General features: G+C 67.4%; 13 protein-coding genes. 7 read left to right on the forward strand and 6 right to left on the reverse strand.

Annotated features, from left to right (window positions below):
- Window positions 1-269: 269 nt before the first annotated feature.
- The 4 genes from C7R54_RS18500 to C7R54_RS18515 are packed head-to-tail and all read right to left on the reverse strand — an operon-like array spanning window position 270 to window position 4,063.
- Entirely contained in the window at window positions 270-1,247 is a 978-nt protein-coding gene (locus C7R54_RS18500; RefSeq protein ID WP_129151883.1) for an ABC transporter ATP-binding protein, read from the reverse strand.
- Entirely contained in the window at window positions 1,244-2,251 is a 1,008-nt protein-coding gene (locus tag C7R54_RS18505) for an ABC transporter ATP-binding protein (protein ID WP_129151884.1), read from the reverse strand. Before C7R54_RS18505 ends, C7R54_RS18500 begins: the two co-directional genes overlap by 4 nt.
- A 7-nt stretch (window positions 2,252-2,258) precedes the next feature.
- The gene (locus tag C7R54_RS18510) at window positions 2,259-3,125 is read right to left on the reverse strand and encodes an ABC transporter permease (protein WP_129151885.1); all 867 of its coding nucleotides are present in this window, start codon (window positions 3,123-3,125) and stop codon (window positions 2,259-2,261) included.
- Window positions 3,122-4,063, reverse strand: a complete 942-nt coding sequence (locus C7R54_RS18515; protein ID WP_129151886.1) for an ABC transporter permease — start codon at window positions 4,061-4,063, stop codon at window positions 3,122-3,124. Before C7R54_RS18515 ends, C7R54_RS18510 begins: the two co-directional genes overlap by 4 nt.
- Before the next feature lie 264 nt (window positions 4,064-4,327).
- On the opposite strand from C7R54_RS18515, the gene C7R54_RS18520 reads away from it, so the two are divergent.
- The 7 genes from C7R54_RS18520 to C7R54_RS18550 are packed head-to-tail and all read left to right on the forward strand — an operon-like array spanning window position 4,328 to window position 12,036.
- The gene (locus C7R54_RS18520) at window positions 4,328-4,993 is read left to right on the forward strand and encodes a helix-turn-helix domain-containing protein (RefSeq protein WP_129151887.1); all 666 of its coding nucleotides are present in this window, start codon (window positions 4,328-4,330) and stop codon (window positions 4,991-4,993) included.
- A gap of 35 nt (window positions 4,994-5,028) precedes the next feature.
- Window positions 5,029-6,597 (forward strand): ABC transporter substrate-binding protein, encoded by a 1,569-nt coding sequence (locus tag C7R54_RS18525; RefSeq protein ID WP_129151888.1) that lies wholly within the window; start codon window positions 5,029-5,031, stop codon window positions 6,595-6,597.
- Between the two features lie 15 nt (window positions 6,598-6,612).
- On the forward strand, window positions 6,613-8,097 hold the full coding sequence (locus tag C7R54_RS18530; RefSeq protein ID WP_129151889.1) for an FAD-dependent oxidoreductase: 1,485 nt from the start codon (window positions 6,613-6,615) through the stop codon (window positions 8,095-8,097).
- Between the two features lie 54 nt (window positions 8,098-8,151).
- Window positions 8,152-8,487: a (2Fe-2S)-binding protein gene (locus C7R54_RS18535; RefSeq protein ID WP_240039609.1), complete on the forward strand. Its 336-nt coding sequence runs from the start codon at window positions 8,152-8,154 to the stop codon at window positions 8,485-8,487.
- Window positions 8,484-9,983, forward strand: a complete 1,500-nt coding sequence (locus C7R54_RS18540) for an FAD-dependent oxidoreductase (protein ID WP_129151890.1) — start codon at window positions 8,484-8,486, stop codon at window positions 9,981-9,983. The genes C7R54_RS18535 and C7R54_RS18540 overlap by 4 nt, the downstream gene beginning before the upstream one ends.
- The gene (locus C7R54_RS18545) at window positions 9,980-11,119 is read left to right on the forward strand and encodes an NAD(P)/FAD-dependent oxidoreductase (RefSeq protein WP_240039592.1); all 1,140 of its coding nucleotides are present in this window, start codon (window positions 9,980-9,982) and stop codon (window positions 11,117-11,119) included. Before C7R54_RS18540 ends, C7R54_RS18545 begins: the two co-directional genes overlap by 4 nt.
- A complete protein-coding gene (locus C7R54_RS18550; protein WP_129151892.1) occupies window positions 11,116-12,036 on the forward strand; it encodes a 2-hydroxyacid dehydrogenase in 921 nt (306 codons plus the stop codon). The genes C7R54_RS18545 and C7R54_RS18550 overlap by 4 nt, the downstream gene beginning before the upstream one ends.
- 72 nt (window positions 12,037-12,108) lie before the next feature.
- Here the strand turns inward: C7R54_RS18550 and C7R54_RS18555 are convergent, their stop codons facing one another.
- A complete protein-coding gene (locus C7R54_RS18555) occupies window positions 12,109-13,113 on the reverse strand; it encodes a Bug family tripartite tricarboxylate transporter substrate binding protein (protein ID WP_129151893.1) in 1,005 nt (334 codons plus the stop codon).
- 44 nt (window positions 13,114-13,157) lie between these two features.
- A complete protein-coding gene (locus C7R54_RS18560) occupies window positions 13,158-13,835 on the reverse strand; it encodes an RraA family protein (protein ID WP_129151894.1) in 678 nt (225 codons plus the stop codon).
- Between the last annotated feature and the right edge of the window lies 1 nt (window position 13,836).

Below are 13,836 nucleotides of genomic sequence, written 5' to 3' on the forward strand. Positions count from 1 at the left end.
AGTGCTGTGCAGCACCCTGCAGTGCTGCAGGGGTGCCGGCATACCCGTTCGGGATCGCGCTGGTCGACGGCGCCGTCGGCATCCGGCGCTTTACCGCCGAGCAGGAGCGCCCCTGCGGCGATGGCCTGGGCGTCGCGCCTGCGTACCGTGGGGGCGGAAGATTATGCCGGCCACGGCGGTACCGCCAGCTCGCATGACCTTGACGTTGGGCCCGCTCAGCGATGCGTGGAGGATGCTGCCGCGGGAACAGGAGAGAGGGACTGTCAGCGCTAGGCCGGTGTCCGCGGGTACAGGTGGCACGCCACTTCCCGCCCTTCGATTTGCCGCAACACAGGATATTCCCGTTTGCAGACATCCATGGCCTTGGGGCAGCGAGGGTGGAAATGGCAGCCCGTGGGCGGGTTCAGGGGGGACGCGATGTCGCCCTCGATCTTGGCCACGGTGATCCGGTTGCCGGGGTCCGGCACGGGCGAAGCCGCGCGCAGTGCCTGGGTGTACGGATGCAAAGGATCCTCGAACAGGGTATCGACGCCGCCTTTTTCCACGATGCGGCCCAGGTACATGACCGCCACGTTGTCGCAGAAATGCCGCACCACGCCCAGGTCGTGGGAGATGAAGACGAAACTCAGGCCCCGCTTGCGCTGCAAGTCTTCCATCAGCAGCAATACCTGCGCCTGGATGGAGACGTCCAAGGCCGATACCGGCTCGTCCGCCACGATCAGCTTGGGATTCAAGGACAGCGCGCGCGCGATCCCCACGCGCTGGCGCTGGCCGCCGGAGAATTCGTGGGGATACTTCTGCATGGCCTGGGCGGGCAGGCCGACCTCCAGGAGCGCGCCCTCGATCTTCTCCTTGACGTTGGCGCGGGTGGCCACCCCGTGCAGCAGCATGGGCTCGGCCAGCGTCTGGCCTATCGTCATGCGCGGATTCAACGACGCATAGGGATCCTGGAAGATGATCTGGATCTCGCGGCGCAGCGCGCGCAGGCGGTTGGCGTCGAAATCGACGATGTTCTCGCCCTGGTACAGCACCTGGCCGGCGCTGGGCTCGGCCAGGCGCAGCAAGCTGCGGCCGGCGGTGGATTTGCCGCAACCGGATTCCCCGACGATGCCGAAGGCCTCGCCCTCGGCCACCTGGAAGGATATGTCGTGCACGGCATGCAATACGGCCTTCTTGCCGCCCATGAATCCCTGCTTCACGACGAAGTGCTTGGACAGGTTCTTGACTTCGAGGAGCGGGCGATTCATGCGGTGGCTTCCATACAGGTGGTTTCCGCGCGGACCCAGCAGCGCGCCAGGTGGCTCGGGTCGCCCGCCACGGGGGCCAGGGGCGGCATGGCCTGGCGGCAGCGGGATTCGGCCAGCGGACAGCGATCGACATACCGGCAACCGGGCGTTTCCATCGTTATGGGGGGCACCTGGCCCGGGATGGGGCGCAGGTCGGCGCGCGGGCGATCCACGCGAGGCATGGATCGCAGCAAGGCCTCGGTATAGGGGTGCGTCGGACGCGAGAAGAGCGATTTGACGTCGGCTTGTTCGATGATGCGGCCGCCATACATGACGGCGACGCGGTCGGCGATGGAGGCCACCACGCCAAGATTATGCGTGATGAAGACCATGCCCATCTGGCGGTTGGCCTTCAGGTCGGCCAGCAAGGCCAGGATCTGCACCTGTATGGTCACGTCCAGCGCCGTGGTGGGTTCGTCGGCCAGTAGCAGTTGCGGTTCGCAAGCCAGGGCCATGGCGATCATGACCCGTTGCCGCATGCCGCCGCTGAACTGGTGCGGATAGTCGTCATAGCGGCTCGCGGCGGCGGGGATGCGTACCCAATCCAGTAATTCCAGCGCGCGCTTGCGGGCGTCGGCACGGGATGCCTGGCGGTGGTAGCGCAGCGATTCGGCGATCTGGCTGCCCACTGTCATGACAGGATTGAGCGAAGTCATGGGCTCCTGGAAGATCATGGCCATGCGGTTGCCGCGGATCTTCTCCATTTCCGCTTCCGGGCGGGTGAGCAATTCCTCGCCGTCGAGGCGGATGCTGCCGCGCGCGACGCGGCCCTGGGCCGAGGGGATCAGACGCATCACCGATAGCGAGGTAATGCTCTTGCCGCAGCCGGATTCGCCGACGATGGCCAGCGTTTCGTTGCGCCCCACGGTGAAACTGAGGTCACGGATGGCGGGCAGCCACCGGCCCTGCACGCGAAACTCGGTGCTGAGGTTCTCGACCGCGAGCACGGGAGGGGCGGAAGTCATGTCGAAGTCACTCATTGCGCAGTTTCGGATCGGTGGCGTCGCGCAGGCCGTCGCCCAGCAGGTTCAGCGCAACCATGATGACCAGGATGGCGATGCTGGGGAAGATCACCAGCCATGGGGCGTCCAGCATGTTCTCGAAGCCGTCGCGGATCATGCCGCCCCAGGTGGCCGTGGGCGGGCGCACCCCAAGGCCGATGAAGCTGAGCGAGGCCTCGGTACGGATGGCGGTGGCCAGCCACAGGGATCCCAGGACCAGGATTTCGTCGAGGATATTTGGCAGGATGTGGCGCAGCATCAGGCGCATGTCGGAATAGCCCAGCGCGCGTCCGGCTTCGATGAAATCGCGCTGCTTGATGGCCAGCGTCGGCGCGCGGGCGATCCGGGCGAAAGGGGCGATGGCCGTGAAGGCGATGGCGATGATCAGGTTGCCCATGGACGGCCCGAGCACCGCCACCACCAGCAGGCCCATGACCAGGCTGGGGAAGGACAGCAGCATGTCCATGCACGACATGATGAGGCGGTCGACGCGTCCGCCCCGGTAGCCGGCCAGGATACCCAGCAGGCCGCCCACCACCATGGCCACCGCGATGGACGCCACGCCGATGGCCAGCGATACGCGTGCGCCGTACAGGATGCGCGACCACACGTCGCGTCCGAACGTGTCGGTGCCGAGGAAATGCTCGGCCGACGGCGGTGACAGCTGCGCCAGGATGTCCTGTTCGTTGGGATCCTGGTGCGTCAGCAGCGGCGCGAAGATGGCGGCGAGGACGACCAGCAAGGTGACGAAGGCACCGAAACTGGCGGCCTTGCGGCGCCAGCACAGGCGCGCCAACCGGCGTATCGGTGAAACGCGGGAGAGGGCGATAGCGGTCATTGGTTGCGTACCTTGGGATCGATGACGCCGTACATCAGATCGGTGAGCAGGTTGGCCAGCACGATGACGAAGGCGTAGATCACCAGCATGGCCTGCAGGGTCGGATAGTCGCGCGAGTTCAGCGCGATGACGATCAGCTTGCCCAGGCCTGGCCGGTTGAAGACGATTTCGGTCAACACCGAGTTGCCGATCAGCACGCCCAGGTACAGGCCGATCACCGTGATGATGGGAATGAGCGCATTGCGCAGCGTATGGCGCCAGATCACCCAGCGCGCCGGCACGCCCTTGGCCCGGGCGGTGCGGATGTAGTCCTCGCCGATGACGTTGAGCATGCTCGAACGCGTGACCCGGGTGATGTACGCCACCATGATCAACCCCAGGTTCAACGCGGGGAGGACAAGGGCGGCGAGCCGTTTTCCGGGATCCGCATAGCTGGCTTCGCCGATGACCGGCAGCCACTTGAGCTGGATTGAAAACAGCAGCAGTAGAAGGATGGCCGAGATGAAAGCGGGGAAGGACAACCCCAGCAGCGAGACGCAGCGGATGATGAAATCGGCGGCCCGGTTGCGGTAGCGCGCCGCGACCACGCCCAGCGGCAAGCCCAAGGCCACGCCGATGACGATGGAGGCCGCCGTGAGTTCGATGGTGTAGGGCAGCACGCGCCACACTTCGGACAGGACGGGCCGGTTGGTGATCATGGACCGGCCCAGGTCGCCGGTCAGCACCTGGCCCATGAAGTTCAGGTATTGCTGCCAGATCGGCACGTCCAGTCCCAGCTGGGCATGCAGTTGCTCTATCGCCTGCCGCGTCGCGTTCTCACCGAGGATGACGACGGCCGGGTCGCCAGGGGCGATACGGACGATGACGAAGACGATGGTGAGCACGCCCAGCAGCGTCGGAATGGCCAGTAGCAGCCGCTTCAGCGCGTACAGGAACACATTGAGACCCCTGAATGAACCCCCTCCCGCGCCAGGCGCGGCCCCCGGGGGGCGGCAGGGCGGACCGGCGACCGGACTGCCCTGCCTGTGATTTGGCCGCACCCGCTTGGGAACCGGAGGGTGTACGGCGGTGGGCGCGGAGGCGGGCCCTACACGGTTGTGAATGGTGCATCAGCATGAAAGAATCGTCAATATGAAATTTTCACTTGCGTGATTCCATCACCAGTGGAAGAATCTGCGCTGTTGCATTTTTGATGGAGCATCATGCCTCCCGCCCAAACATACGAAGCCCGCAGCGTCGCCGATCTCTGGCTGGGCCAGCAGATACGTCAGGCCCGCAAGAAGCAGGGCCTGTCGATTTCCAAGCTGGCGGAAATGTGCCAGGTCTCGGTCGGGTTGCTGAGCCAGGTGGAACGGGGCATCAGCTCGCCTTCGGTTCGCATGCTGCGCGCTATTTCGGATGCGCTGGCGATTCCCAGTTCGACCCTGCTGGAGTTCGGCGACTCGCCCGCCGTCGATGAAAAAGGGATCGTGGCGCGCGCGGGCAGCCATCCGTCGCTGAAGGCGCCGGAAAAGGGGATCGAGAAAGTCATCATCACCCCGCAGCCCTCGGCGGGCATCAACGTCTACCGGGCTTTCATCGAGCCCGGCGGCTCCACCGGCGAGGAGTTGTTCACGATCGAGCGGGGCGAGCAGGTCGGCCTGGTGCTGACCGGCACGCTGGAACTCTGGATCGAGGACAAGAGTTTCACGCTGCATCCGGGAGACAGTTTCCGGTATCACAGCAAGGCGCCGCACCGCTGGCGCAACCCGGGCGCCGAACGCGCCGAAGTCATCTGGGTGGTGGCCGCGACGCCCCTGGTCGATCACGCGCCGCCGTCTTCCATGACGCTGGCCGGGACCGCCGGACCGGGCCCGGCCAGCGCCTGATTTTTCTGTCTGGTTACAAGCAAGAAGGGGAAGTCATGTCGTTGTCTCGTTTCAAGCAGGCCGCTTTGTTCACCGCCCTGATGGGGGTGTCCTCGCTGGGTCCGGTCGCGGGCCAGGCCCATGCCGCCCAGGTGCTCAACGTGGGCATGGCGGCTTCCGATCTGGCAACGCTGGATCCCTACCGTGCCTCGGCCACGCAGGAAAAGATCCTGATGCCATGGATCTACAACGGCCTGACCCGGTTCAAGCCGGGCTCGGTATCGCTGGAAGACATTGAGCCGGACCTGGCGCGGAGATGGGAAGCGTCCGCCGACAAGAAGGTCTGGACGTTCACGCTGCGCGACGACGTCCAGTTCCAGGCCGGTTTCGGCAAGATGGGCGCCGACGACGTGGTTTTCTCGCTGGACCGCGCCCGCGATGCCAAGACGTCCACCTTCGCGGCCGACTTCAGCAATATCGACAAGGTCGAGGCTGTCGACCCGCATACCGTGCGCATTACCCTGAAATCCCCATCGGCCGACCTGCCTTATCTGCTGGTCGGCTACCAGGGCGGCTTCATCGTCAGCAAGAAGGCGGTCGAGCAGCGCGGCGACAATTTCCGACTGCAGCCGGTAGGCACCGGTCCCTTTGAATTCGAGGGTTACCAGGCCAGCCAGTCTGTCACGCTGAAGGCCAACAGGCAGTACTTCCGCGGCGCGCCAAAAATCGACCAGATCGTGTTCCGGTACATCCGTTCGGACGCCAGCCGCGACCTTGCCTACGAATCGGGCGAACTGGACCTGGTCTATGGCCGCCAGGACCAGCGCTGGGCCGAGCGCATGAAGGACCGCGCCGACACCAAGCTGGATATCATCGAGCCGGCCTACCAGGGGTTGGCGTACCTGAACACGTCGCGCAAGCCGTTCAATGACCTGCGCGTGCGCCAGGCCGTGGCCTATGCCATCGACCCGGCCCGCATCGTCGCCTACAAGGGCAAGCTGGTCGCGGCCGAATCGCCGACGGTGATTCCCAAGGCCACCCTGGGCGCGGACCTGGATGCCAAGCTGCCGCCGCCGGACGTCGAGAAGGCGAAGGCGCTGCTCAAGGAGGCCGGCTATGCCAACGGGCTCACCTTCAAGGTGATCCAGACGCAGAACGCGGCCACCCTGGGGCCGGCGCAGATCATGCAGGCCCAGTTGAAGAAGGCCGACATCAACATGGACATGGACGTGGTGGAGCATGCGACCTATCACCAGCAGATCCGCAAGGACCTGAGCGACCTGGTCATCTATGCGTCCTCGCGCTTCCCCATCGCGGACAACTACCTGAAGGAGTTCTACCTCTCCAGCGCCAGCCCGGGCCAGCCCGGCGCCGCCGCCAATTTCTCGCACTGCGATGCCGCCGACGCCGAGATCAAGGCCGCCGCGCTGGAACTGGATCTGGCCAAGCGCAAGGAACTCTGGAGAAAAGCGCAGGAAAAGATCGTTGCCGCCGTCTGCGCGATTCCGCTATTCGAGCAGAAGATCGTCTGGGCAAGCCGCAATACGCTGGACTACGGCTATGACCTGCAGGGCTCGTTGTCCTACGGTCCGCTGATCACCGAGAAGACGTCGCTGAAGAAGTAAGGAAGGACTGTCATCATGCGCCCCACGCTCCCGTCCCTGGACGGACGCGAATTCGATATCGCCATCATCGGCGCCGGCATCAATGGCGCCGCTGCCGCCCAGGCGGCAGTGGCCGCGGGCTATCGTGTCCTCATCGTCGACAAGGGCGACTATGGCGCCGGCTCCAGCGCACGGTCCAGCCGCCTGCTGCACTGTGGCCTGCGCTACCTGATGCCGGGCGGACCGGTTACCACATGGTTGAAGCACCCTGGCCGCTTCCTCGATGCCGTCAAGACCATCAAGCGCTCGATGGCGGTGCGCAGCGAGCTGGTGCGGGGGCACAAGGCGGGACTGAAGCCGTTGCGCATGCATTACCCGTTGTTCACCGACGGTCCCTACAAGCCCTGGATGGTGGACGTGGCTTTCGGCATCCTCGGCGCGGTCTCCGACGGCAAGGTGGCGCTGGACTACAAGCGCAGCAGCGCCGCGCAGGCCCGCGCGAGCAATCCCTTCCTGTCCTTCCTGGCGCGGCCGGAGCGCATCGCCAGTATCGCGTCGTACACGGAATATCAGTTCGATTGGCCGGAACGGGTGGTGGCGGACCTGGTATTCGAAGCTGAGCGCCTGGGCGCGACGGCACGCAACTACACGCCTGCCACGTCGCTGGCTTTCGAAGACAACGGCTGGACCGTGGGCTTGAGCGATGCCATGGACGGAGGCGCCGCGCGCGTCCGTGCGCGTAGCGTGCTGAACCTGGGCGGGGCCTGGGTCGACAAGGTCAACGCGTTGAATGGGCAGCCCGTTACGCGCAAGGTCACCGGCACCAAGGGCGCGCATCTGGTGTTCCGCCTGCCCGCCGCCTGCCGCGGCCAGGGCTTCGCGGCCATGTCCAGCAAGAACCGGCCCTTCTATTGCATGCCGTGGCGCGACCTGCATTTCTTCGGTCCGACAGAGACCCTGTATGAGGGCGATCTGGACGATGTCTATTGCGACGCCGATGACGTGGCTTTCCTGCTGGGCGAAGTGAACCATCTGTTCCCGGCCTTGGGGCTGGGCCGCAAGGATATCGTTTCGACCTGGGCCGGCGTGCGTCCCCTGACCTACGATGCCGCCTTGCCGATGGGGCATCGATCACGCCGAATCTACGACATGGCGGCCGAAGGCATGCCCGGCGCGTATGCGCTGACCAACGGCTCGCTGGGCGCGCACCGCAAGACCGGCGAAGACCTGGTGGCGGCGCTGGCCGCCCGGCTGGGGCCCGGTTCCGCCAGCGGCGCCCCCGTGCCTGGTGTCCAGGCCCCGGCTTCATCGGCCGGAGATCCGCTGGCGCAGCATGTCGTCACGTTGGAGGATCAGCTGGCGCGGCGCGTCGGCCGGGTCTGGGACGCCGACCGCGGCCTGGACGATGCGGCCGCGACGGCCGTACGCCTGGCCGGCCACCTGGGCTGGTCGCAAGAGAAAACCGATGCCGAACTGGATGCGTTCAAGCGGCTGGTCGAGCATTTCTATGGCGTGCGCTGAATCCGTGTGGCCAGCATGACTGCCTTTCCCCCGCCGCTGCTGATGCGCGTCGGCATGCCGGTGGGCGCCGACGGTGATGTGTCCTTTCATCTGAACGGCATGCCCTGTACGGCCCGACGCGGCGACACCGTGCTGACCGCCATCCTGTTGCAGGGCGATCGCCTGCGCGCATCGCCCTTCAGCCTCGCGCCGCGCGCCGGGTTCTGCCTGATGGGGGCTTGCCAGGACTGCTGGGTCCAGTGCGCCGACGGTAGCCGCGTACGTGCCTGCACCACGTTGGTCGAGGCCGGCATGGCCTTGCTTTGCCCGCTTCCGCCGACGCCGACGCCGGCCGTGCGGGCGGGCACGGACGCTGTTCCAGGGGACGTGCCTCCAGGGGACGTGCCATGAGTGATTGGCGTCCTGTCATCGTGGGCGCCGGCCCGGCTGGCGTGCGCGCCGCGCAGACGCTGTTGCGCCACGGCGTGCGGCCCGTCGTGATCGACGAGGGCGAGCGCGCCGGCGGCCAGATCTATCGCCGCCCGCCCAGGGGCCGCGAGGTATTGCCCCGCAAGCGCTACGGTTTCGAATGGCGCCGCGCCGTGGCGCTGCACGAGGCGGGCGATGCCGTGGCGGCGCAAGCGGATTACCGTGCAAGGACGCTGGTATGGAATGGCGTTGGAACGCCAGGCGGCGACTACCTGGTGGCCGACCCGCCGCGGCCCGGCCACCCGCGGTCCGCCATGCCGGCGCCGGGAACAACCTCGCCGCGCGGCGGTGTCCTCGATCTTTTTCAGGAAGGCCGCGTCGTCGAGCTTTCCTACGAGAGCCTGTTGATCGCCACCGGCGCGACCGACCGCGTATTGCCCTTCGATGGGTGGACGCGGCCCGGCGTCTACACGCTCGGCGGCGCGCAGGTCGCGCTCAAGTACCAGGACACCCTGCTGGGCCCGCGCATCGTGTTTGCCGGCACCGGTCCGCTGCTTTACCTGGTCGCCTATCAATACGCCAAGGCCGGCGCGATGGTGGCGGCGGTACTGGACACCACACCGCTGTCCACGCAGGTCCAGGCATTGCCTGGCATGATGGCGCGTCCCTCCCTCCTGGCGAAAGGCGTCTACTACACCGCCTGGCTGCGCGCCCATGGGGTTCCCATCCATCACGGTGTGCGCCTGGGCGCCGCGCTGGGCGAGCCGCGCGTGACGGGCCTGCGCTACGCGGCAGATGGCCGGATGCGGGAAATCCCATGCGACGCACTGGCCGTCGGTTTCGGCCTGCGCTCCGAGACCCAGCTTGCCGACCTGCTGGATTGCGCCTTCCACTTCGACGCGCTCAACCGGGCATGGTTGCCGGTCCTCGATGCCGAAGGCCGTAGTTCGGTCGACGGCGTCTACCTGGCCGGCGACGGCGCCGGCATCGGCGGCGCGGATCACGCGGAGTGGGCGGGCGAGCTTGCCGCGCTGGCCATGCTGTCGGATCGCGGCGTCAGGGTGGACGCCGCGAGACAGCGCTGGCTGAGGCGCCGGCTCGATCGTTCACGCCGTTTCCGCCGGGCACTGGAGCAGGCGTTCCCCTTGCCGGACACGCCTGCCATGCTGGCGGATGATGTCCTCCTGTGCCGTTGCGAAGAGATATCCGTCGTCGAGGCGCGGGCTGCCGCGCAGGCCTGCGGCATCCAGGAAATGAATCGCCTGAAGGCCTTGTCTCGTGTCGGCATGGGGCTGTGCCAGGGCCGCATGTGCCAGGTGGGCGCCGCTGAATTTTTGTCCCATGCCTGTTCCCGCGGCATCGGGCAGGTCGGACGGCTGCGCGCGCAGGCGCCCATCAAGCCGCTGCCGCTGGGCTGCCTGCACGCAGGCCAGCACACCGGCCCATGCCCCGGCCCATCCGCAGGCAGGCCCTCGTGACGAAGCCCATCGTGACCGACGTCGCCGTCATCGGCGCCGGCCTGATCGGCGCCGGCGCCGCGCTGGCCTTGCGCCGCGCCGGCTTCCAGGTTGTCCTGGTCGACCGCGACGTCGCCGGGGCCAAGGCCAGCGGCGTGAATTTCGGTGGCGTGCGCCGGCAGGGCCGGGGGCTGGCGCAACTGCCGCTGGCGCAACGGGCGCACCGGATCTGGCCGCGCTTGCGCGAACTGATCGGCACCGACGGCGAATACGTCCGCTCGGGCCATCTGAAGGTCGCGCGCACGACGGCCGACCTGGACGCCCTGCGCGCCTACAAGGAAAGAACGGCGGCCTTCGACCTCGGCCTGGAAATCATCGAGGGCCGCGAGTTTCGCCGCCGCTTCCCGGCCTTCGGGCCGGACATCATCGGTGGCTCATTTTGTCCCGAGGACGGGCAGGCCAATCCGCGCCTGGTGGCGCCTGCCTATGGTCATGCCGCCGCGCGCGCCGGCGCCCGGCTGCTCCAGGGCGGCCGTGTGCTTGGCGCGTCCGCGCTCGGCGAGCGCTTTCTCATCGATATCGAAGGCGGCACGCAGGTGGTGGCGGACTATGTCGTCAACGCCGCCGGCTCCTGGGGCGGCGAGGTCGCCGCCTGGTTCGGCGACCGCGTGCCCCTGGTCGTCAAGTTTCCCACCATGGCGGTGACCGAACCCTTGCCGCCCCTGGTGTCGGTGTCCATCGGCGTGGAGGGCGGCGGCTTCTACGGCCGCCAGGTGGCCCGCGGCAACGTCGTGATGGGAGGCGGCTTCGGCGACGCCTTGCCGGACGACCGTTCGCGGCCCGGCCGCCCGGCCATGGACGCATTGGCGCGCAATGCGCCGCAAGTGCTCCCGGCGCTGGCGCGGGCGCACATCATCCGCTTCTGGTCCGGTCGCGAAGGTTATTTCGCGGACAAGAATCCGGCCGTCGGTTTCAGTCCGCACGCGCCGCGCCTGCTGCATGCCTTTGGCTTCTCCGGCGCCGGCTTCCAGATTTCTCCCGCCGTGGGCGAGATGCTGGCCGAAATGATCCGGGGCCTGCCGTGTCCCGAGTACACCAACGCCTTCGCCGTCGATCGTTTCGCGACGGCGCCCCCTGCCACAGGAGATACCGCATGAGTCTGGTGCTGATACGCAAGACCGCGCCCACCGAAGCCTGGCTCGCCGCCCTGCGCGATGCCTGTCCCGGCCTCGACGTGCGCGTATGGCCCGATACCGGCCCGGTGGAGGACGTGGAGTTCGTCCTGACGTGGGCCGCCGATCCGGGTGTGATCGCGGGCTTTCCCAATCTGCGCGCCATCTTCTCCCTGGGCGCGGGCGTCGACCATATCCTCAAGGACAGCACGGTGCCGGCGGCGCTGCCGGTCGCGCGCATGGTCGACAGTTCGCTGACGATGGGCATGGTGCAGTACGTGACAATGGCGGCGCTGCAATACCGCCGTGGCTGGGAGGCGATGCGCGCGAGCCAGCGCGAGGGGCAATGGCGCCGTCCCGAATTGGGCGGCGCGCGCGTGGGCATCCTGGGCCTGGGTGAACTGGGCGGCGCCTGCGGCAAGGCCCTCGCCGCGCTGGGCTTCGAGGTGGCGGGCTGGAGCCGTAGCGCCAAGGATATCGCGGGCATCCGGGCGTACACGGGGCAGGACCAGCTGGCCGGTTTTCTTGCGCGCAGCGACGTGCTGGTCTGCCTGCTGCCCTTGACGGCGGAGCTGGAGAACTTCCTGAACCGTGCAACGTTCGATCAACTGCCGCGTGGCGCATATCTGGTGCATGCCGGACGGGGCGAACACCTGGTCGAGGCAGACCTGCTCGACGCCCTCGATCGCGGCCAGCTGAGCGGCGCGGTGCTGGACGTCTTTCGCCATGAGCCCTTGCCTGGCGGCCATCCGTTCTGGGCACGCGAGGACATCATCATCACGCCGCACAACGCCAGCCAGACACATCCCGCGACCGCCGCCGCGCACGTGGCGGCCAACGTCGCGCGGGCGCGGGCAGGGCAGGCGTTGATCGGCCAGGTCGACCGCGCACAGGGCTATTGAGCGGCGCCGCGGGGCGGGCTGGTGACGCGCTGGCGACACGCGCGGGCGTTCGATGGGCGGGATGACGCCCGATCAGTTGTCAGCGGCGTGCGACTGCTTCACCAGCTGCCTCCACTTCGCCGATTCGCTCGACAGAAAGCCGCCGAGTTGCGCGGTGGTCATGTCCATGGGAACCAGTCCCAGGCCGTTCAATCTGGTGCGCACGTCCGGCGTGGCGATTATCTTGCGCATTTCGGCGCGCAGCCGGTCGACGATGGGCTGGGGCGTGCCGGCGGGGGCCATGAGGATGATCCAGCCCTGCAGATTGAAATCCTTCAAGCCCTGCTCCTGCAGGGTAGGAACGTCGGGCAGGGAAGGAATGCGCGTGTTCGCGCTGACGCCTAGCGGCTTCACCACATCCTTGGCGAGCAGCCCCGCCACCACGGGGACGTTGTCGGAGATGAAATCGACCTGGCCGCCGACCAGGTCGGTGGCGGTCTGCACCCCACCTCGGTAAGGGATATGCGTGGCGGTGATGCCCGCCTGTTCCAGCATCGCCGAGATGACCAGGTGCGGCGTCGTGCCCACGCCGGACGAACCGTACTTCAGGTGTACGCCGGGCCGCTTCGCGTACGCCAGCATTTCCTGGAACGTGGACGCCGGAAAGGATTTGCGCACCACCAGTACCTGCGGCGCCCAGGCGACCGCCCCCACGGGCACGAAATCCTTGGCCGGGTCATAGCCCAGCGTGCCGGGATGCAGCCATTGCCCGATGGACATGGGGCCCGTCGATCCCATGGCCAGCGTGTAGCCGTCCGCCGGCGCCTTGGCCGCATAGGCGGTCCCGATCGCGCCGCCGGCGCCGGTGCGGTTTTCCACCAGGACGGTCTGGCGCAGGCTGCCGCTGAGCTGTTCCGCGACCAGCCGCATGGAGACATCCGACGAGTTGCCCGGCGGGAAGGGCACGATGATGCGGATGGGATGATCGGGCCAACCCTGCTGCGCGGTCGCCGCGAGCGGAAGGGCCGCGGCGGCGCCGCAAAGGGCCAGTAATACCAGGTGTTTCCTGCATGCCTGCATGGTCCGCATGGTTTTCATGAGACTCCCCTTGATAGGCTTGCGCGTGCCGTTCGGCCAGTCGCTCAAGCGTCCCGCGCATCCCGCGCGACGTGCGCGCTGGCGCCGGACAATTCACCCAGCAGGGCGGTGCCCGCCGCGATCTTTTCCGCGTTGGCGCGCTGCCGCGCCTGTTTCGCCTTGGCCATCGCGGCGACTTCCGCGACTTCCCAGGGCGGCAGCACCAATACCCCGTTCTCGTCGGCCAGGATGACGTCGCCCGGATTGACGACCACGCCGCCGCAGGACACCGGCATGTTCAACATGCCGGCCAGGTCATAGATGCGCGTGGTGATGGGCGAGATGCCGCGGCACCATACGGGCATGCCGAAGGCGGCGATTTCCCCTGGGTCCGTGCAGACGCCGTCGACCACGGCGCCGGCCGCCCCGGCCTCGCTGGCCTGCTGCGTCACGCCGCCGCCCCAACAGGCGTGCTTGCGGTCGCCCAGGCGGTCGATGACCACCACATCGCCGGGCCGCAGCAGGCCCAGCGCGTGGTGCAGCAGGGTGGAATCCTGCGCCGGCAGCGCCAGGGTGACCGCCCGCCCGATGACGCGGGCGGGCGTGCCCAGGGCCTGGATCGCCGGGTCCATGAAGCCCCAATGGCGGAAGTGTCCGACCGTCGCCGTCTCGACCCCGTCGAGCAGTTGGAGTATTTCCGGGTCCAGGGCGGCGGGGGCGGGACCTATCGCATATTTCTTCATG

The sequence above is a fragment of the Achromobacter aloeverae genome (genome assembly GCF_004121055.1).
GTDB lineage: Bacteria > Pseudomonadota > Gammaproteobacteria > Burkholderiales > Burkholderiaceae_B > Bordetella_C > Bordetella_C aloeverae.

Bases quoted from the DNA above. Each gene is read 5' to 3' on its own strand.
- C7R54_RS18500 (WP_129151883.1), bottom strand. From the start codon at position 1,247: ATGAATCGCCCGCTCCTCGAAGTCAAGAACCTGTCCAAGCACTTCGTC.
- C7R54_RS18505 (WP_129151884.1), bottom strand. From the start codon at position 2,251: ATGACTTCCGCCCCTCCCGTGCTCGCGGTCGAGAACCTCAGCACCGAG.
- C7R54_RS18510 (WP_129151885.1), bottom strand. From the start codon at position 3,125: ATGACCGCTATCGCCCTCTCCCGCGTTTCACCGATACGCCGGTTGGCG.
- C7R54_RS18520 (WP_129151887.1), top strand. From the start codon at position 4,328: ATGCCTCCCGCCCAAACATACGAAGCCCGCAGCGTCGCCGATCTCTGG.
- C7R54_RS18525 (WP_129151888.1), top strand. From the start codon at position 5,029: ATGTCGTTGTCTCGTTTCAAGCAGGCCGCTTTGTTCACCGCCCTGATG.
- C7R54_RS18530 (WP_129151889.1), top strand. From the start codon at position 6,613: ATGCGCCCCACGCTCCCGTCCCTGGACGGACGCGAATTCGATATCGCC.
- C7R54_RS18535 (WP_240039609.1), top strand. From the start codon at position 8,152: ATGCCGGTGGGCGCCGACGGTGATGTGTCCTTTCATCTGAACGGCATG.
- C7R54_RS18540 (WP_129151890.1), top strand. From the start codon at position 8,484: ATGAGTGATTGGCGTCCTGTCATCGTGGGCGCCGGCCCGGCTGGCGTG.
- C7R54_RS18550 (WP_129151892.1), top strand. From the start codon at position 11,116: ATGAGTCTGGTGCTGATACGCAAGACCGCGCCCACCGAAGCCTGGCTC.
- C7R54_RS18555 (WP_129151893.1), bottom strand. From the start codon at position 13,113: ATGAAAACCATGCGGACCATGCAGGCATGCAGGAAACACCTGGTATTA.
- C7R54_RS18560 (WP_129151894.1), bottom strand. From the start codon at position 13,835: ATGAAGAAATATGCGATAGGTCCCGCCCCCGCCGCCCTGGACCCGGAA.